Source organism: Ensifer sp. LBL, from assembly GCF_050435225.1.
Taxonomy (GTDB): domain Bacteria; phylum Pseudomonadota; class Alphaproteobacteria; order Rhizobiales; family Rhizobiaceae; genus Ensifer.
In genome coordinates, this window is sequence record NZ_JBNDJY010000008.1 from 326,011 (window position 1) to 344,728 (window position 18,718).

The following is an 18,718-nucleotide window of genomic DNA, read 5'->3' on the forward strand; positions in this document are numbered from 1 at the left end:
TTGACGCAAAAAATTGCACCTGGAGAAACAGCTCCGGCACAGATTTGCAACACCGAGGCATGTTCGGCGTAGTATCCTGTCCCCTGTCGATCTGCCCTGAGGCAGACAGGGAGGCATTGCATGGACAAGACGGACAAACAAAACACCGATTCACGCGCGGCGATGGACGGCGAGATCGGCATTCTCGCACGCCGCCGTATCGAGGCCGGCATCATCGCGCCGATCTATGAGGCGATGCGCGAGGAGATCGGCGAGGAACGCGCCCAGGCGATCCTCGACAAGGCGATCACCAAGGCCGCGATCGAGGCCGGCCGGACCTTTGCCGCAAAGACCCCCGGCGGCACCAACCTGCGCACCTTCCAGGAACTGCAGGATCTCTGGACCCAGGACGACGCCCTCGTCATCGAGGTGACGAAAGCGACGGACGACGAATTCCACTACAACGTGAAGCGCTGTCGCTACGCCGAGACCTATCGCGAAATGGGGCTCGGCCATATCGGACACCTGCTGTCCTGCAACCGCGACGGCGTCTTCTGCACCGGCTACGATCCGCGCATCACGCTGGAGCGCACCCAGACCGTGATGCAGGGCGCGTCCCATTGCGATTTCCGCTACCGGCTCAACAAGGACGCGCCGGAGCAGTCGAAATGAACGCGGAAGCCATGCGCAGCGAACCGAGCCGCATCAACACGCCGGCGACCAACGGCGACCGGCTTTGGGCCGACATCGTCTCGACCGCGCGCTTCGGCGCTGCGGACAAGGGCGGCGTCACGCGACTGACATTGACCGAGGAGGATCGCGAGGTCCGCGATTGGTACGTTGCCGAATGCCGAGCGCTCGGCTGCACGGTCGAAATCGACGCCATCGGCAACATCTTCGCGACCTATGCAGGCGAGGATATGTCGCTGCCGGCGATCGCCGTCGGCAGCCATCTCGACACCCAGCCGCAGGGCGGCCGCTTCGACGGTATTCTCGGCGTGCTTGCCGGGGTCGAAATCCTGCGCACGCTCAAGGAAAGCGCCACCCGGCTCCGCCATCCGCTTGTGGTCGTCAACTGGACGAACGAGGAAGGCTCTCGCTTCTCGCCGGCAATGCTGGGTTCCGGCGTCTTTGCCGGCGCGATGGCGCTCGATGACGCCCAGGCGCGCACCGACCGCGAAGGCGTAACCGTCGGTGCGGCCCTCGATGCGATCGGCTATCGCGGCGAGGCCACGATCGATCCTGCTTCCTTTGCCGCCTATGTCGAGCTCCATATCGAGCAAGGGCCGCTGCTCGAAGCGTCGGCGACCGAAATCGGCGTCGTCACCGGTATCCAGGGATTGCGCTGGTTCGATGTCGCCATCACCGGCACGGAGGCGCATGCGGGCAGCACGCCGATGGCGCAGCGCGACGATGCGCTCGTGGCGGCGGCCGAGATCGTCCTTGCCGTCCGCGACATCGCCCACCAGAACCCGCCGGGCGTCGGCACCGTCGGCTTCGTCGAGGTCGGCCCGAATTCGCGCAATGTCGTGCCGGGTTCCGTGCGGCTGCAGATCGACATGCGCCATCCGTCCGAGACCGGGCTCGACCAGATGCAGGCGGCTCTTGAAGACGCAGTCCGCAAGGCTGGCCCTGGCGTCGCCTTGAAACACATCTGGTCGAAGGCGCCCGTCGTTTTCGATCCGACGATCGTAAACGCCGTGCGCGCCAGTACGGAGGCGCTCGGCTATTCGGCGACCGACATGGTCTCCGGCGCCGGCCATGATGCGGCCCATATCGCGACGATCACCCCGACCGCCATGATCTTCGTGCCGTCCAAGGACGGGCTGTCGCACAACGAGGCGGAATACACGTCACCCGCGGAATGCGCCCGCGGCGCCGAGGTCCTGTTCCAGACCATCCTGGAAATCGACCGCCGCTGACCATCAATAGAAAACACCCACGGCAGAATGTCTGCCGTGGGTGCTTCGTTTGCTCTCGCGATGGTCTTAGCCGCGCTGCGAGTCCAGCTTTTCCTGGTCCTTCTCGACCTGCTGGGCCTTGAGGTAGCTTTCGATCAGCAGCTGGTATTCCGGGAAGATCTTGGTGTAGATCTCGGCCCACTGCTGGGCGTCGTCGCGATGCCAGGTGCGCTGCAGTTCAGACGCGACGGCTGCCGTATCCATCGGCACCACGCCGGCCTGGACCACACGGGCAAGCGTGATTTCCTCCGCCATCTTCGAATAGGTGCCCGAGGCATCGACGACCACGAAGACCTTGTAGCCATCATAGACGGCGCTGATCGCCGGGAAGGCCATGCAGACGCTGGTGATCGTGCCGGCAATGATCAGGGTCTTGCGGCCGGTTTCCTTGACGGCGGCGACGAAGTCCGGATTGTCCCAGGCGTTGATCTCGCCGCGGCGGGCGACATACTTGGCATGCGGCGCATTGGCATGGATTTCCGGGATCAGCGGGCCGTTCGGGCCCTGTGGCACGGAGGCGGTGGTGATGACCGGCATCTTCGTCAGCGTCGCCATGCTGGCAAGCGCTGCCGCATGGGCGCGAAGCTTCGGCATCGGCATGTCGTTGACGGTCTGGAACAGGCCGCTCTGGTGGTCGATCAAAAGCATCACCGCATCATCGGGATCGATAACCGGGCGCTGCCCGTTGAAGTTTGCAGGGGTCATGGTCTTGCTCCTTGTTGATTGACGTCTATTTGTGTCGAGACAACGGCCCGGTTGATTTGCGGCCGTTGCTCCGTGTGAGGCTCTAGATCTTTAGGCGGATCGCTGCCGCCGGTGGGTCATCCGAGCATCGACCCGGTGCGTGCGCCGAGCCGGAGCTAGGCGCTCGCGATCTTGCCGAAGCGACCGGACTGGAAGTCCGTCATCGCCTGCCTGATTTCCTGCTCGGTGTTCATGACGAAGGGCCCGTACATGGCGACCGGCTCGTCGATCGGCTCGCCGGTGAGGATCAGCGCAGCAGCATCCGAACTGGCGTCCAGCGTGATGCCGCCACCGTCGCGGCCGAAGAGCACGAACTGCGCCTCGCCGACGAGATCGCTGCCGTTGACGAGCACGTTGCCGCGCAGGACCGCCAGGCCGAGCGAGTGGCCCTCGGGCGGGTCAAGGCTGAGCGAACCCTGCTGCTTCAGGCGCAGGTCCCAGAGATTGAGCGGCGTGTAGGTGCGCGCAGGTCCTTGCGTTCCGGCGTAGCTTCCGGCGATCACCCTCAGCGATCCCGCACCGTCCGGCAGGCTGACCGTCGGAATGTCGCGATCGAGCAGCGTCTGGTAGCCGGGATCGACACTCTTGTGGGCGGCCGGCAGATTGACCCAGAGCTGCACCATTTCAAGCGTGCCGCCTTCTCGGGTGAAACGCTCCGAATGGAACTCCTCGTGCAAGATACCGCCGGCGGCCGTCATCCATTGCACGTCGCCCGGACCGATATGGCCGCCATTGCCGGCGGAGTCGCGGTGGTCGACCTCGCCCTGGTAGACGATGGTCACGGTCTCGAAGCCGCGGTGCGGATGGACACCGACGCCGCGCGGGGTAACGCCCGGCGCAAAATTCATCGGCCCAGCGTAGTCGAGCAGCAGGAAGGGGCTTGCATGATCGCCGGCGCGGTCACGCGCCAGCAGCGAACGAACCGGAAAGCCATCGCCAACCCAATGCGGATGCGCATTCCCGAAGATGCCGAGTATCTTTCTCATGGCTGTTTCTCCTTGGCCTCGCCATGTCAGCGAGAGCATTGTAGGGAAGATATGCGTGCACCAAATCTGGCGGTAGACGGCTAAATCGGTCTATAGTGTCCTGAAAACAGGACAAACGCCCATGCAGGATTTGAACGATCTCAAGCTGTTCGTCGACGTTGTCGAGCAGAACGGCTTTGCCGCCGCGGCCCGCAAATTGAACATGCCGCGCTCGCGCCTGAGCCGTCGCATCGGCCTTCTCGAAGAGCGCCTCGGGGTGCGGCTGGTGCAGCGCTCGACGCGCCACTTCGTCATCACCGAGATCGGGCGCGAATATTACCGTCATTGCGTGGCCATGCTGGTGGAGGCCGAGGCCGCGCAGGAAATGATCGACCGCACCCGCTCCGAACCACAGGGCGTGGTTCATGTCAGCTGCCCGTCGTCTGTCGTCTATTTCCAGGTAGGCGAGATGATCGCGCGCTTCATGGCCGAATGCCCGAAGGTCGAGGTCGTGCTCGAAAGCACCAATCGGCGCGTCGACGTCCTGCGCGAAGGCATCGATGTCGCCATTCGCGTGCGCTTCCCCCCGCTCGAGGAAAGCGATCTTGTCGTCAAGCGGTTCGCTGAGAGCAAGCAAAGGCTGGTCGCCAGCCCCAGGCTGCTTGCCGGCATGGCCAACCCACCGGCACCGGCGGATCTCGGTGGCCTGCCGAGCCTTGCCTGGAACCCCGATCGCCAGAGTCACGACTGGCGGCTCGACGGCCCCGACGGCGCGACCGCGATCGTCCGGCACCGGCCGCGGCTGGTGACAGAGGATATGGTGGCCCTGCGGCTCGCCGCGCTCAACGGCGTCGGCATCTGCCAACTGCCGACCATGGTGGTGCGGCAGGACCTGAAGGACGGCACGCTTGTGGACGTTTTGCCCGACTGGGCGCCGAAGGCCGGCATCATTCATGCGGCCTTCCCGTCGCGGCGCGGCCTGCTTCCATCCGTGCGCGCCCTGCTCGATTTTCTCGGCGCCGAATTTGCGGAACTTGCCCGTCTGGACGAACCACGGACCTGATCGCCGGAAGCCGGCCGTCAGACGACGGCGGCGACCCGGGTCTTGAGGATTGCCGAAAAGCGCGGATCGAAGGTCCGGCTGATCGGCTCGGCGGCAGCACCGATCGCCACCGCCCAGGGGTCGGTGAAGCCGACCTGAAGCCTCGGAAGCGTGCGGTCTCGCCGATCGGCGATCGACGGCAGCAGCGGCATCATCGCGTCGGTCAACAGGCGCGCAAGGCCCGGCGGCAGGCCACCGCAGAGGATCACAGTCTGCGGGTCGAAGATCGTTTCCAGCGCCTGGACAGCCGCGCGCATTTCGAAGGCGGCCGCGTCGATCCAGCGAAGCAGGCTGTGGTCCGGGCTCGTGGCCACGGCATCAATGCGCGCATAGAGGTCCGGGTCGGCCGGATCGAGGTCGAGAAGCTTGCACAGCGACGCGATCGAGGCACGGTGTTCGAGCGGCATACGCTCGTCGGAACTGGCCCCGCGCGGCAGGCTGAGGATCATGCCGATCTCGCCGGCATTGCCGTTGGCGCCGCGATAAAGCTCGCCGTTGAGGATCAGGCCCGCGCCGAGACCGTAGCCGAAGTAAATGCAGATCGCATGATCGACACCATGCGCCGCCCCGACCATGCGCTCGGCGGTCGCGGCCGCAGCGGCGTCGTTCTGCAGGCCGACATCGAGCCCGGTACCGGCGGCAAGCGTTTCGAGCAACGGAAAGTTCTGCCAGGCGGCCATCATCCAGGGGTCGTCGGCATCGGCGTCCACACCGAACGGACCGGGCATGGCGGCGCCAAGCCCGACGAGACGATCCTCCGAATGGGGCGCCAGCGCCGTCAGGTCGCGGCGGGTCTTTTCGATCAGCTCGAGGATGGTCCTGACCCCGGTCGCCGGCCCGCCGGCCGGCAGGTTGGCCTCGCCGCGGGCAAGCACCCGGCCGACAAGATCGACCGCGATCGTGCGCGTCACGTGCCGGTCGATCTGCAACCCGATCGCAAACGCGCCTTCCGGAACCAGCCGGTAGGGCGTGGACGGCTGCCCGCGGCCATTGCGCACGGCCTCCAGCGACTCGACCAGCCCGTCTCGCTCCAGGTCCTCGATGATGTTGGAAACGGTCTGCTTGGTCAGCGCCGTCGCACGGGCAAGGTCAGCGCGGGACAATTGGCCGTTCAGCCGCAACGCGTCGATCATGACGCGGCGGTTATGCGCGCTCGTCCCCTCCTGATTGGTGCCGCTCTTCGCCCGGATCAGGCGCATATCGTTCATCCAAAAACCCCTCTTGACACTGTTAGAATATTGAACAAAAAATAAGTCAAGACAATTGACTTAATAGAAGCCGAAAAGAGCTTCGGGGGAACGACAGCGGCGGCAAGACCACCGCGAGCGCTCCAATTGATATGTCGACAGCCGCTTCGCGAAAGGCGGACTTCTCGCATGCGGCGTGCCGCATAGGGCATGCCGGGAAATCTGAAACGCTTATGTCATTGGGAGGTAGGAATGTTGAAATCCATAAGAACGACGCTGCTTTGCGCGACCCTTGCCGGCGTCTCCTTTGCTGGCCACGCGCATGCGGAAACGACGCTCAACGCACTGTTCATGGCCCAGGCCGCCTATAGCGAGGCGGATGTGCGCGCCATGACCGAGGCCTTCACCAAGGCCAACCCGGATGTGAAGGTCAATCTCGAATTCGTTCCCTACGAAGGCCTGCACGACAAGACCGTGCTGGCGCAGGGTTCCGGCGGCGGCTACGACGTCGTGCTCTTCGACGTGATCTGGCCGGCCGAATATGCAGCTAACAAGGTGCTCGTCGACGTCACCGACCGCATCACCGACGAGATGAAGTCCGGCGTTCTGCCCGGCGCCTGGACGACGGTCGAATATGACGGCAAGCGCTACGGCATGCCTTGGATTCTCGATACCAAATACCTGTTCTACAACAAGGAAATCCTGGAGAAGGCCGGCATCAAGGCGCCGCCGAAGACCTGGGACGAGCTTGCCGAACAGGCCAAGGTCATCAAGGACAAGGGCCTGCTCGCCACCCCGATCGCCTGGAGCTGGTCGCAGGCGGAAGCCGCGATCTGCGACTATACCACCCTCGTCAGCGCCTATGGCGGCAAGTTCATCGACGGTGGCAAGCCGGCCTTTACGTCGGGCGGCGGTCTCGATGCGCTCAACTACATGGTGACGAGCTACACCTCGGGGCTCACCAATCCGAACTCCAAGGAATTCCTGGAGGAGGACGTGCGCAAGGTGTTCCAGAACGGCGAAGCTGCCTTCGCGCTCAACTGGACCTACATGTACAACCTCGCCAACGATCCGAAGGAAAGCAAGGTCGCGGGCAAGGTCGGCGTCGTGCCGGCACCGGGCGTGGCCGGCAAGAGCGAAGTCTCGGCCGTCAACGGCTCGATGGGTCTCGGCGTCACCTCGACCAGCAAGAGCCCGGACGAGGCGTGGAAGTACATCGTCTACATGACCTCGCAGCAGACGCAGAACGCCTATGCCAAGCTCAGCCTGCCGATCTGGGCCTCGTCCTATGAGGATGCCAGCGTCACCAAGGGCCAGGAAGAGCTGATCGGCGCTGCCAAGCTCGGCCTTGCGGCCATGTATCCGCGTCCGACGACCCCGAAGTACCAGGAACTTTCGACCGCCCTTCAACAGGCGATCCAGGAAGCGCTTCTCGGCCAGGCTTCGGCCGAAGACGCCCTGAAGACGGCGGCCGAAAACAGCGGCCTTTGAGCCGCCCTCCCAAGCCCCGGGCGGGAAACCGCCCGGGGACCGCGGGAACTGGCGGCAGCACCGCCACGCTTCAACACTTTGATTTGGCGCATCATTCGCTTGGGTCGATGACGATCCGGGGCAGTATGCGATAGCATGACGGGGCTCCCTAGGCCCGAGAAGGTTTCCATCCTATGTCCGGCACCTGGATAACAACGCGCGCATGGCTGCTCATGCTGCCACTGCTGGCGGTGATGATCGCCGTCATCGGCTGGCCGTTGATCGACACGATCAGGCTTTCCTTCACCGACGCCAAGCTCGTCGGCACGGAAGGCACGTTCGTCGGCTTCGACAACTATGCCAAGATGCTTGGTGGCTCGAATTTCCAGCGTGCGTTCATCACGACGACCTGGTTCGCGGTCGTCTCGGTCACGGCGGAAATGGTGCTCGGCGTGCTCGCAGCCCTGCTGCTCAACCAGCAATTCCGCGGCCGCACGGCGCTCAGAGCCCTGATGATCCTGCCCTGGGCGCTCCCGACCGTGGTCAACGCCACGCTGTGGCGGCTGATCTACAACCCGGAATACGGTGCGCTCAACGCCGCCCTGACGCAGATCGGCCTGATCGACAGCTACCGCTCCTGGCTCGGCGAGCCCGGCTCGGCGCTGACGGCGCTGATCATCGCCGACTGCTGGAAGAACTTTCCGCTGGTGGCGCTAATCGCGCTCGCCGCCCTTCAGGCCGTACCGCGCGACATCACCGCCGCCTCGCTCGTCGACGGCGCCGGGCCGTTCAATCGGTTCCGCTACGTCATCATGCCCTATCTGGCAGGCCCGCTGCTGGTTGCGCTGGTGCTGCGCACCATCGAGGCCTTCAAGGTCTTCGACCTCATCTGGGTGATGACGCGCGGCGGACCGGCCAACAGCACCCGCACCCTGTCGATCCTGGTCTACCAGGAAGCCTTCTCCTTTCAGCGGGCGGGATCCGGCGCCTCGCTGGCGCTGATCGTCACCCTGCTCGTCACCGTGCTCGCCGTCGCCTACGCGGCCATGGTGCGCAAAGCCGCGGGAGCCTCGTGATGGAACGCCAAAGCCCCCTCTTTACCGTTTTCGTCTATGCGGCTGCACTGCTGCTGGCCGCGGTCATTCTAGCCCCGATCCTCTGGCTCTTCGTCATGAGCATTTCGTCGGCCGCCGACCTCTCGGCGAAGCCGCTCAACTGGTGGCCGGAGGAAATCGACCTTTCGCGCTACCGGCTGCTGCTTTCGACGATCGAAAACAGCGCAGGCGCGGCCTTTACCGCTTCGCTTTTCAACAGCCTGAAGGTCGCCGGCATGGCGACGCTGGCAGCGATCGCGGTCGCCATTCCGGCCGCCTGGGCGGTGTCGCGCACGTCAAATGTCTCCTGGTCGCTCTATGCGGTGATTGCCACCTACATGCTGCCGCCGGTGGCGCTTGCCGTGCCGCTCTACATGGGGCTTGCCTATCTCGGACTTCTGAATTCGGTGTTCGGCCTGGCGCTCGTCTACCTCACCATTCTCGCACCCTTCACCACCTGGCTCTTGAAATCCGGCTTCGATTCCATCCCCAGGGAAATCGAGAGTGCGGCGATGATCGACGGCGCCCGCCTCGACCAGATCCTGCGGCTCATCACGCTTCCGCTCGCGGCACCCGTCATGGCGACATCGGCCCTCTTTGCGTTCCTGCTCGCCTGGGACGAATTCTTCTACGCGCTGCTCTTCACGTCGGATCTGCGCGCCAAGACACTGACGGTTGCCATTTCCGATCTCGCCGGCGGCCGTGTCTCCGATTACGGGCTGATCGCCACAGCCGGGGTGCTGGCCGCCCTGCCCCCGGTCCTGATCGGCCTCGTCATGCAACGTGCCCTGATCTCCGGGCTGACCAGCGGCGGTGTGAAGGGATGACGGCTATGACCACTTCGGAACGCCCCGCTGGGCTCGTCGCAATCGATCGTGAAATGGCGCGCCAGGCGGCCGACGCCATCGCCTCGGTCCGCGGCGCAGCGCCGCGCGCCGCGGAGATCGCCCGCTCACTGAAGGCGACCGGCAAACTCCTCCTGCTTGGCATGGGCGGCTCGCATGCCGTCGGCCGCGCCGTCGAACCGCTCTACCGCGCCCATGGCATCGACGCCGTCGCCCTGCCACTCTCCGAGCAGCTCGGCCAGCCGCTGTCGATCGAAGGCAAGACGATCCTCATCACTTCTCAGTCCGGCGAAAGTGCCGAAGTGCTGCGATGGTTCGGCGAGACCAATGGCGGAACGCCGCACACGTTCGGGCTGACGCTGGAGGGCGGCTCCTTCCTCGCTAGCAACGCGCCGTCGCTCGTCGGTGTCGGCGGGACCGAAAAGGCCTTTGCCGCCACCCGCAGCCTGACGATCAGCTTCGCCCTGCATCTCGCCGTGCTCGCAGCGCTCGGCGACGATCCCGCCGACGCGCTTTCCGCATTGGAAAATCCGCAAGCGCCGGATACGTCCGCAGCGCTTGCGGCGCTGACGGACGTCCGCTCCGTCGTCACTTCGGGCCGTCGTCTGCAGGGTCTCGCCGAGGCGATCGGCCTCGGCCTCACCGAACTCTCTCGCCTGCCGTGCTTCTCGCTCGAAGGCGGCCAGCTTCGGCATGGGCCGATGGAAATGCTCGGCCCTTCGGTCGGCGTCGTTCTCTTCCGTGGCGCGGATCCGACCGCCGGGCTCGTTCGCGCCATGGCGATCTCGGCTGCCGAAGCCGGTTCGCCGGTCGTCGTCTTCGACGCGTCCGGCGAGGCGGCGATCGATGGCGTCACCACCATCCCCTTTGCATCGGCTTCCGGCCTGGCGGCGATCTTCGCCATGCTGCCGGTCGCCCAATCCTTCATGATCGCCTTTGCGGCGGCCCGCGTCGAGAATGCCGGCACCCCCGTGCGCTCGACCAAGATTACCCGGAGCGAATAACGATGCGTTCTCTTGCCGTGGTCGGCAACGCCAATGTCGACCTCATCCTCGGGCCGGCGGCCCCCTGGCCCAAGGCCGGAACCGAAATCATCGTCGACCATGACGAGTTGCGCGTCGGCGGCTGCGCCGGCAACAGCGCGCTTGCCTGGGACGCGCTCGGCGTCGACTACGCGATCGCGGCCAATGTCGGCAACGACCAGTTCGGCACCTGGCTGAGGCAGGCCTTTCCCGAGCGATCCAAGGCCTGGCCGGTCGAGACTGTCGGAACCACGCTCTCCGTCGGCATCACCCATCCCGATGGCGAGCGCACCTTTTTCACCACGCGCGGGCATCTGCCGCTCCTCAATTTCGAGGAAGTCCGTGCCATGCTCGACGGCGAAAGACTGCGCGGCGGTTACGCGCTTCTGACCGGCTCGTTCCTGACCGACGCGCTGACCGCAGACTATGACCGCTTCTTCGACTGGGCCGATGCGCACGACATTGCAGTGGCCCTCGACACCGGCTGGCCGCTCGACGGCTGGACCGAGGCGAACTGCGCGGCGACCATCGGCTGGTTGAAGCGCTGCCGGCTGGCGCTCTTCAACGAGGTCGAGACGACGACTCTGACAGGCGTCTCCGACCCGACCGAGGCGGCGCGCGAGCTCCGCAAACACATGCCCGAGGACGCGATCGTCGTCGTCAAGCGCGGCCCGCACGGCGCGATCGCCATCGACGCGGAAGGCCGCGTTTCATCGGCGGCAGCACCCGTCGTTACCGTGGTCGACACGATCGGCGCCGGCGACGTCTTCAATGCCGGCTTCCTCGCGGCACTTGCAGCCGAAGTCCCGCTCGAAGCCTGCCTGCGCACCGGCGTCGCCATCGCCTCGGAGGCGATCTCCACCCTGCCGCGCAGCTACGGCCAACCGCTTTCGTCCTACCTTCAGGAGACCGGCGCATGAGCGCTCTTGCCATAGAGAACATCCACAAGCGCTATGGCGAGATCGAGACGCTGAAGGGCATCGACATCGCGCTCGAAAGCGGCGAGTTCCTCGTCCTTCTCGGCTCGTCCGGCTGCGGCAAGTCCACGCTTCTCAACATCATCGCCGGACTGGCGGAGCCGACAGGCGGCGACATCCGCATCGGCGAGCGCTCCATTCTCGGCGCGCATCCGAAGGATCGCGACATCGCCATGGTGTTCCAGTCCTATGCGCTCTACCCGAACATGAGCGTCGCGCGGAACATCGGCTTCGGCCTGGAGATGCGCAAGGTTCCGGTCGCCGAACGCGAGAAGGCGGTGAAGGAAACCGCAAAACTGCTGCAGATCGAAAACCTGCTCGAGCGCAAGCCAAGCCAGCTCTCGGGCGGCCAGCGCCAGCGCGTCGCGATCGGCCGGGCGCTGGTGCGCAATCCGCAGGTCTTCCTCTTCGACGAGCCGCTCTCCAACCTCGACGCCAAGCTGCGCATGGAAATGCGCACCGAGCTCAAGCGCCTGCACCAGATGTTGAAGACGACCGTCGTCTACGTGACCCACGACCAGATCGAGGCGATGACACTCGCAACCCGCATCGCCGTGATGCGCGACGGCCGGATCGAGCAGCTCGGCACACCGGAGGAAATCTACGACCGGCCGGCTACGCTCTATGTCGCTGGCTTCGTCGGCTCGCCGCCGATGAACATCTTGGACGCGATCGTTGCGCAAGGCACGGTGACGATCGCCGGCGGTGATCAGGCAATCGCCCTGCCGCCCCATTTTCGCGGCCTGGTCTCCGATGGTCAGCGCGTCAAGGTCGGCATTCGTCCGGAAGCGCTAAGACTGGCCTCCGGCGACGAGGCTGCGCCACAGTTCAAGGCGCGTGTCGAGGTGGTTGAACTGACCGGCCCGGAACTCGTCACCACCGCGCGGATCGGTGACCAGCGCATCACCGCCTGCCTGCCGCCGCGCAGTTCGCTGCTTGCCGGCGACGAGCGCGCCTTCACCATCGAGGCGGATGCGCTGCATCTCTTCGATCCGCAAAGCGGCCGGTCGCTCGCGAAAGGCTGAGCCTTTCGCGGAAAATGAGAGCCGGCCGTCGCTTTTGCGGCGGCCGGCCCGATCATAGAACCCGGATCAGTTGAAGGACGAGCTTTTCAGGAACTCCGCCAGACGTTCCGTCTGCGGCTTCACGAACATTTCCTTCGGATTGCCCTCCTCGCCGATGCGCCCCTGGTTCATGAAGATCACCCGCGTCGAGACCTCATAGGCAAAGCGCATTTCGTGGGTGACGAGCAGCATGCTCATGCCGTCTTCGGCAAGCCCCTTGATCACCTGCAGCACCTCGTTGACGAGTTCCGGATCGAGCGCCGAAGTCACCTCGTCAAACAGCATCAGCTTCGGGTTCATCGCGATCGCCCGGGCGATCGCCACGCGCTGCTGCTGTCCGCCCGAGAGCTGGCCGGGAAAGTGATCCATGCGCGACAGCAGCCCGACGCGGTCCAGCCATTTCTCCGCAACCGCCCGCGCCTCGTCGCGCCCCATGCCGCGGACTTTCATCAGGCCGAGCATGATGTTTCTCGCCGCGCTCATATGCGGGAAGAGGTTGAACTGCTGGAAGGCCATGCCGGTCATCGCCCGCTGGCGGGCGATTTCCTTTTCCTTCTTGCGGCGGCGTTGGCCACCCACGGTCTCGTAGCCGATCTCCTGGCCGTCGATGCGGATCGAGCCGCCCTGGAACTCCTCCAGCATGTTGATACAGCGCAGCATCGTCGTCTTACCCGAGCCGCTGGAGCCGATGATGGAGATGACCTCCCCTTGCGCCATGGTGCAGTCGACGCCCTTCAGCACTTCGACGGCGCCGTAGCGTTTATGGAGATCGCGGATTTCAAGCAATGTCTGGGTCATCGGAGCCGAAGCCTCAGGATGGGACAGCGGTCTTGCGTTCGACGTAACGGCCGAAGCGCTCGATGCTGTAGTTGATGACGAAATAGAGGAAGCCAGCGAAGAAATAGAACTCCAGGCTCATGAAGCTGCGCGAGATCTGCTCCTGGGTGCGAAGCAGAAGCTCGGCGACGCCGATGATCGACAGAAGCGTCGAGGCCTTGACCATCTCGGCCGCTGTATTGACCCAGGCCGGCAGCGCCTGCCGCAACGCCTGCGGGCCGAGCACGTAGACGAAGGTCTGCGAAAATGTCAGACCGATGGCCTTCGCCGCCTCCGTCTGCCCCTTCGGGATTGCCTGCAGAGCGCCGCGAACGAGCTCGCCGACATGGGAGCTGCAGAAGATCGACAACGCCAGGATGCCGGCCTGGAAGGGCCCGAGATCGATGCCGACGGTGCTGAGCACATAGTAGCTCGCAAGAACGAGCACGAGAACCGGCGTACCCCGGATGAAATCCGTATAGCCGCGCACGATCCATTGCACCGGCCGATAGCCATAGGTGAGCGCGAGGCCGACGAAGACGCCGAGTACCGTTCCAACGACGATCGACAGGAAGGAGATCGAGATCGAAACACCGAGCCCCTTCAGCAAGGGAATGCGGGCGAGCCAGAGCTGATCGAGAAATGCTGGAAAATCCATCGCGATCACCTCGGCACGGAGAGACGACGCTCGACCGCGCGCATCAGGGCGGCAAGCACCGAACAGGTGGCGACATAGAGGCAGCTCGCGACGATCCAGGTCTCGATCACCCGGAAGGTCTCGACGTTGATCTTTCGCGCCTCGAAGGTGAGTTCGGGAACGGCGATCGCCGCGGCAAGCGAAGTGTCCTTGAACAGCGAGATCATCGTGCTGCTGAGCGAGGGCAGCACGTTGCGCAGCATCAAGGGCAGGATGATCGAGGTGCGGATCTGCATTTCCGTGAGCCCGATCGCCAGCCCCGCCTCGCGCTGCCCCGGCGGTACCGAGAGCAGCCCGCCGCGAAAAACTTCAGCGAGATAGGCGCCGGAATAGATCGCCAGCGTCAGCACGAAGCTCTCGATCTTGCCGAGCCTGACGCCGAGTTGCGGCAAGGCGAAGTAGCTGAACAGCACCAGAACCAGGATCGGCGTGTTGCGGATGACGGTCACGTAGAGACCGGCCGGCTTGCGCAGGAACGGGTTTTTTGACACCAGCCCGAACGCCGTGACGAGGCCGATCAGGCAGCCCGCAAGGATCGCCGCGAAGGCGAGGCCGAGGCTGAGCGCCAGCCCTTCGAGCAGAAGATCGAAGGAGCGCCAGACCGCGGAAAAATTCAGAGTATAGCCCATGTTTCAGCCACCCATGCCGAAGGACGGAGAGCGACCCCGCAGGCGGCGGGATCGCCCCGGAGAGGCTTACTTGTACTCGACCGGGAAACCGATCTGCGGCGGAGCAAGGTCCTTGCCGAACCAGGTCTTGAACGACTTCGCATAGAAGTCGAACTCGACGCCGGTCATCGCCTCGTGCAGTGCGGTGTTGACGAAGTTCAGCCAGTCCTGGTCGCCGCGCTTGACGCCGCAGGCATAGGTCTGCGGGTTCCAGCCGTAGCCGGCATCCTTGTAGCGGTTGGGGTTCTGGGTCATGTACCAGGCGAGCGACGACTGGTCGGTGGCGACCGTGTCGGCGCGTCCGGATTCCAGCGCCTGATAGATGAGGTCGACGGATTCGTACTGGTCGACCGTCGCTTCTGGCAAGGCGGCATGCACCATCGCCTCGGCATAGACGTTCTGCAGCACGGATACGGTGACGGACGAGCCGGCGGCCTTGAGCGCGGCGTAATCGGCATATTTGCCGTCGGCCTTCAGCATCAGGCCCACGCCCTCGCGATAGTAGGGAATGGTGAAGGCGATCTGCTGCGCGCGCTCACCGGTCACCGTCATGAACTGGCAGGTAATATCCACCTTGTTGGTGGTGATGTTCGGAATGCGGGCGTCGGACGACTGATTGACGAACTCGATCTTTTCCGGATCGCCGAACAGCGCCTTGGCGATGATACGGCCCATGTCGACATCGAAGCCCTGCAGCTTGTCGTCGGCGCTCTTGAAATGCCACGGCGCATTGGTGCTGCCGGTGCCCATGACCAGATGACCGCGGGCGATCACTTCGTCCAGCTTGCTCGCCGGTTCCTGGGCCGCGGCCGTACCGGCCATAGCCATGACTGCGATGGCAGCCGCTGCAAAAACGGTCTTGCTCATTTCATTCCTCCCTTTTTTAGCCTCCCCACCATTATTCTATTACTATGCATCATAATCTTGAATAATGGATTGACGTATCAAAGGCCCGCGGTCATATCTTGTCAAGGGCAGTTGAGGTAGTTTCGCCCCGATCCTGCGCCGCCCAAGAGGAGTTGAGTCGCGATGCCCCTGCCGATCGAAACCCCGGCCGTTCTCGTCGATCTTGATATTGCCAAGCGCAACATCGAGCGCTTTCAGGCCTATGCGGATGAGCACGGCATTCGCGTCCGCCCGCACATCAAGACGCACAAGCTGCCGCAGATGGCCGAGCTTCAGCTTCAAGCCGGCGCCGTCGGCATCACCTGCCAGAAGGTCACCGAGGCGGAAGCGATGGTTGCGGGTAGCGAGCGGATCAGGGACGTGCTGATCACCTACAACATTCTCGGCGAAGCCAAGATGGCGCGGCTGGAGCGGCTCAATGACCGCGTTTCGCTCGCGGTCGTCGCCGACAGCGGAACGGTCATCGATGGGCTCGCCGGCTATTTCGCCGGTAAAGAAAAGCCGCTGCGCGTGTTCGTCGAATGCAACACCGGCGCCGATCGCTGCGGCGTCGGCTCCCCGGCGGAAGCCGCCAAACTCGCCCGCCGGATCGAAGAGGCAAAGGGGCTCGTCTTCGGCGGCCTGATGACCTATCCGCCCGTCAACGGCCAGGCGAAGGTCCAGGCCTTCATGAGCGAGGCGAAGCAGCTGATCGAAGCCGACGGCATTGCCGTGCCGGCGATTACCTCCGGCGGCACGCCGAGCATGATGCATGCCGACGGCGCGCCTGTTGCCAGCGAGTACCGCCCCGGCACCTATATCTACAACGACCGCTCGCTGGTTTCGCGCGGCGTCGCCGGCTGGGACGAGTGCGCGCTGACAGTGCTGGCGACCGTCGTCTCGGTCCCTTCCGAAAACCGGGCCATCATCGATGCCGGCAGCAAGGTGCTGACCTCGGATCTGCTCGGCCTCACCGGCTACGGCCACGTGCTCGGCCGCGACGACATCCGCATCGACCAGCTGTCGGAGGAACACGGCCGCCTCGTCACCGACGGGCCAATCGGGCTCAAGGTCGGCGATCAGCTGAGGATCGTGCCGAACCACGCCTGCGTCGTGACCAACATGTTCGACGCCGTCCATATCGTCGAAGGCGACACATTGAAGGATGTGTGGCCGGTGGTAGCGCGCGGCCACGTGCTCTAAGCACCCCCTAGGGAACGAATAGCGCTGAATTGAAGCGTTTTGCCCGACAAATTCGTCTTTCATCGCCATCGGTCTTGCCGCCGAATGCATCTCCTGTGCCCTTCCGCACGCGAGATGCCGGACGGTAGAATCGACGCCATGACACTGGACAGCCGCGTCGCGCCCTCCATGTTACTGGCGATGGTTTGGCACCGCCGCCGAAATGGTTGCAGGCAAACCGTTCCCGAAAAGCCCGACAAAACGATAGGACATTTCCCCATAGCAGCTTCTGGCGTCATCGGTTTACGTTGTAGCAGTCGACAAAATTGATAGTTTTATCTGGTAACCAATGGAGGTCGAAATGGTCTTTGGACGAATTACCGGAATGGTGGGACTGGCAATCGTGCTCGGAGGCCTGCAGCTGGGAGCTGCGAGTGTTGCGTTTGCCGACACGACGATCTTGAACGTGTCCTATGATCCGACACGTGAACTCTATAAGGACTTCAATGCTGCCTTCGCCGAAAAGTGGAAGGCAGATACCGGCGAGACCGTGACGATCCAGACGTCGCATGGCGGCTCGGGCAAACAGGCTCGTTCGGTCATCGACGGTCTGCAGGCCGACGTCGTGACGCTGGCGCTCGAAGCCGACATCGACGCGATCGCCAAGGAAACCGGCAAGATCCCGGCGGACTGGAAGTCGAAATTCGAGAACAACAGTGCGCCCTACACCTCGACGATCGTCTTCCTGGTGCGCAAGGGCAACCCCAAAGGCATCAAGGACTGGGGCGATCTGGTCAAGCCCGATATCCAGGTGATCACGCCAAACCCGAAGACCTCGGGCGGCGCGCGCTGGAACTTCCTCGCTGCCTGGGCCTATGGCCGCTCCGCCAATGGCGGTGACGACGCCAAGGCGCAGGAATATGTGACAGAGCTGTTCAAGCACGTGCCGGTACTCGATACCGGCGCGCGCGGCTCGACGACGACCTTCGTCCAGCGCGGCCTCGGCGACGTGCTGCTCGCCTGGGAAAACGAAGCCTATCTGTCGCTCGAGGAGCTCGGCCCCGACAAGTTCGAGATCGTCACGCCGTCGATCTCGATCAAGGCCGAACCGCCGGTGGCCCTCGTCGACGGCAACGTCGATGCCAAGGGCACCCGCAAGGTGGCGGAAGCCTATCTCGGCTACCTCTACAGCGATACCGGCCAGAAGATCGCCGCCAAGCACTACTACCGGCCGTTCAAGCCGGCAGCCGCCGATCCGGCTGATATCAAGCGGTTCGGCGAGCTGAAGCTCGTCACCATTGAGGACTTTGGCGGCTGGAAGGAAGCCCAGCCGAAATTCTTCGGCGACGGTGGCGTCTTCGACCAGCTCTACAAGCCGGGCCAATAATCCTGAACAGCGCGCGCAGCCGGCAAGCCCGGTTGCGCGTCTTGCTTCGCGCCGGGCCGAGCCCTCGAGCGAAGCGCGTTTCATCGTACCGCGTAAAGACTGCAAAGGTAGTGCCATTGACGGATGCGACGAAGACTGCACCCTGGCGATTTCGCCAGCCGAGTGTTTTGCCTGGATTTGGTTTGTCGCTCGGGATCACGCTGAGCTGGCTGGTTCTGATCGTGTTGATCCCGTTGTCGGGTCTGGTGTTTCGGGCCAGCGGGCTCGGTTGGGCGCAGTTCGCGGCGCTGGCGCTCGATCCGCGCACGCTGAACGCCTTGAAGATCTCCTTCGGCACGGCCTTCATCGCGGCGATCATCAACCTCGTCTTCGGTGTCATCCTCGCCTGGGTGCTGGTGCGTTATCGCTTTCCCGGCAAGCGGGTGATCGACGCCATGGTCGACCTGCCCTTTGCCCTGCCGACCGCGGTTGCCGGCATTGCGCTGACGACGCTCTATGCCCCGAACGGCTGGATCGGCCAGTTCCTGGAGCCGCTTGGGCTGAAGATCGCCTTCACCCCCGCCGGCATCGTCATCGCCCTGATCTTCGTCGGCCTGCCCTTCGTCGTCAGGACCGTGCAGCCGATCATGGAGGAGATCGACAAGGAGGTGGAAGAAGCGGCAGCCACCCTTGG

At 64.1% G+C, this 18,718-nt stretch carries 19 protein-coding genes; 12 read left to right on the plus strand and 7 right to left on the minus strand.

Annotation, left to right across the window (positions count from 1 at the left end; translation table 11 throughout):
* Positions 1 to 120 precede the first annotated feature (120 nt).
* The gene (locus tag OKW20_RS28585; RefSeq protein ID WP_429116363.1) at positions 121 to 651 is read left to right on the plus strand and encodes an L-2-amino-thiazoline-4-carboxylic acid hydrolase; all 531 of its coding nucleotides are present in this window, start codon (positions 121 to 123) and stop codon (positions 649 to 651) included.
* Positions 648 to 1,901 carry a Zn-dependent hydrolase gene (locus OKW20_RS28590; RefSeq protein WP_429177584.1) on the plus strand — a complete coding sequence of 418 codons (1,254 nt, stop codon included), beginning with the start codon at positions 648 to 650 and terminating at the stop codon, positions 1,899 to 1,901. Before OKW20_RS28585 ends, OKW20_RS28590 begins: the two co-directional genes overlap by 4 nt.
* A 66-nt stretch (positions 1,902 to 1,967) precedes the next feature.
* On the opposite strand, the gene OKW20_RS28595 is transcribed toward OKW20_RS28590, so the two are convergent.
* Entirely contained in the window at positions 1,968 to 2,645 is a 678-nt protein-coding gene (locus OKW20_RS28595) for an isochorismatase family protein (protein ID WP_429177586.1), read from the minus strand.
* Positions 2,646 to 2,800: 155 nt separating this feature from the next.
* Positions 2,801 to 3,670 (minus strand): pirin family protein, encoded by an 870-nt coding sequence (locus tag OKW20_RS28600; protein WP_429177590.1) that lies wholly within the window; start codon positions 3,668 to 3,670, stop codon positions 2,801 to 2,803.
* A 121-nt stretch (positions 3,671 to 3,791) separates the two neighbouring features.
* Here OKW20_RS28600 and OKW20_RS28605 point away from each other — a divergent pair, with 121 nt between their 5' ends.
* A complete protein-coding gene (locus OKW20_RS28605) occupies positions 3,792 to 4,712 on the plus strand; it encodes a LysR family transcriptional regulator (RefSeq protein ID WP_429177592.1) in 921 nt (306 codons plus the stop codon).
* A gap of 17 nt (positions 4,713 to 4,729) precedes the next feature.
* Here the strand turns inward: OKW20_RS28605 and OKW20_RS28610 are convergent, their stop codons facing one another.
* Positions 4,730 to 5,959 (minus strand): ROK family protein, encoded by a 1,230-nt coding sequence (locus OKW20_RS28610; protein WP_429177594.1) that lies wholly within the window; start codon positions 5,957 to 5,959, stop codon positions 4,730 to 4,732.
* Positions 5,960 to 6,190: 231 nt separating this feature from the next.
* Between OKW20_RS28610 and OKW20_RS28615 the strand changes: the two genes are divergently transcribed.
* The 6 genes from OKW20_RS28615 (at position 6,191) to OKW20_RS28640 (ending at position 12,371) form a co-directional block, all read left to right on the plus strand.
* The gene (locus OKW20_RS28615; protein ID WP_043613644.1) at positions 6,191 to 7,429 is read left to right on the plus strand and encodes an extracellular solute-binding protein; all 1,239 of its coding nucleotides are present in this window, start codon (positions 6,191 to 6,193) and stop codon (positions 7,427 to 7,429) included.
* Between the two features lie 173 nt (positions 7,430 to 7,602).
* Positions 7,603 to 8,484 (plus strand): carbohydrate ABC transporter permease, encoded by an 882-nt coding sequence (locus OKW20_RS28620; RefSeq protein ID WP_429177601.1) that lies wholly within the window; start codon positions 7,603 to 7,605, stop codon positions 8,482 to 8,484.
* Positions 8,484 to 9,329, plus strand: a complete 846-nt coding sequence (locus OKW20_RS28625; protein WP_429177603.1) for a carbohydrate ABC transporter permease — start codon at positions 8,484 to 8,486, stop codon at positions 9,327 to 9,329. Before OKW20_RS28620 ends, OKW20_RS28625 begins: the two co-directional genes overlap by 1 nt.
* Positions 9,326 to 10,351, plus strand: a complete 1,026-nt coding sequence (locus OKW20_RS28630) for an SIS domain-containing protein (RefSeq protein ID WP_429177605.1) — start codon at positions 9,326 to 9,328, stop codon at positions 10,349 to 10,351. The genes OKW20_RS28625 and OKW20_RS28630 overlap by 4 nt, the downstream gene beginning before the upstream one ends.
* 2 nt (positions 10,352 to 10,353) lie before the next feature.
* Complete coding sequence (locus OKW20_RS28635) at positions 10,354 to 11,289, plus strand: PfkB family carbohydrate kinase (RefSeq protein WP_429177607.1); 936 nt, start codon at positions 10,354 to 10,356, stop codon at positions 11,287 to 11,289.
* Positions 11,286 to 12,371 carry an ABC transporter ATP-binding protein gene (locus OKW20_RS28640; RefSeq protein WP_429177609.1) on the plus strand — a complete coding sequence of 362 codons (1,086 nt, stop codon included), beginning with the start codon at positions 11,286 to 11,288 and terminating at the stop codon, positions 12,369 to 12,371. Before OKW20_RS28635 ends, OKW20_RS28640 begins: the two co-directional genes overlap by 4 nt.
* A gap of 66 nt (positions 12,372 to 12,437) precedes the next feature.
* On the opposite strand, the gene OKW20_RS28645 is transcribed toward OKW20_RS28640, so the two are convergent.
* The 4 genes from OKW20_RS28645 to OKW20_RS28660 all read right to left on the minus strand — a co-directional run bounded on the left by OKW20_RS28645 (position 12,438) and on the right by OKW20_RS28660 (position 15,458).
* Positions 12,438 to 13,208, minus strand: a complete 771-nt coding sequence (locus OKW20_RS28645; RefSeq protein ID WP_429177611.1) for an amino acid ABC transporter ATP-binding protein — start codon at positions 13,206 to 13,208, stop codon at positions 12,438 to 12,440.
* Between the two features lie 13 nt (positions 13,209 to 13,221).
* Positions 13,222 to 13,884: an amino acid ABC transporter permease gene (locus tag OKW20_RS28650; protein WP_043613630.1), complete on the minus strand. Its 663-nt coding sequence runs from the start codon at positions 13,882 to 13,884 to the stop codon at positions 13,222 to 13,224.
* Positions 13,885 to 13,889: 5 nt separating this feature from the next.
* Positions 13,890 to 14,552: an amino acid ABC transporter permease gene (locus OKW20_RS28655; protein ID WP_043613628.1), complete on the minus strand. Its 663-nt coding sequence runs from the start codon at positions 14,550 to 14,552 to the stop codon at positions 13,890 to 13,892.
* A 66-nt stretch (positions 14,553 to 14,618) separates the two neighbouring features.
* Complete coding sequence (locus OKW20_RS28660; protein WP_052201656.1) at positions 14,619 to 15,458, minus strand: transporter substrate-binding domain-containing protein; 840 nt, start codon at positions 15,456 to 15,458, stop codon at positions 14,619 to 14,621.
* 162 nt (positions 15,459 to 15,620) lie between these two features.
* Here OKW20_RS28660 and OKW20_RS28665 point away from each other — a divergent pair, with 162 nt between their 5' ends.
* From OKW20_RS28665 to cysT, 3 genes are all read left to right on the plus strand, one after another.
* A complete protein-coding gene (locus OKW20_RS28665; protein ID WP_429177614.1) occupies positions 15,621 to 16,679 on the plus strand; it encodes a D-TA family PLP-dependent enzyme in 1,059 nt (352 codons plus the stop codon).
* 328 nt (positions 16,680 to 17,007) lie between these two features.
* On the plus strand, positions 17,008 to 18,045 hold the full coding sequence (locus OKW20_RS28670) for a sulfate ABC transporter substrate-binding protein (RefSeq protein WP_429116327.1): 1,038 nt from the start codon (positions 17,008 to 17,010) through the stop codon (positions 18,043 to 18,045).
* A 116-nt stretch (positions 18,046 to 18,161) separates the two neighbouring features.
* On the plus strand, positions 18,162 to 18,718 hold a 557-nt coding region (gene cysT, locus OKW20_RS28675; protein WP_429177617.1), incomplete at its 3' end, for a sulfate ABC transporter permease subunit CysT.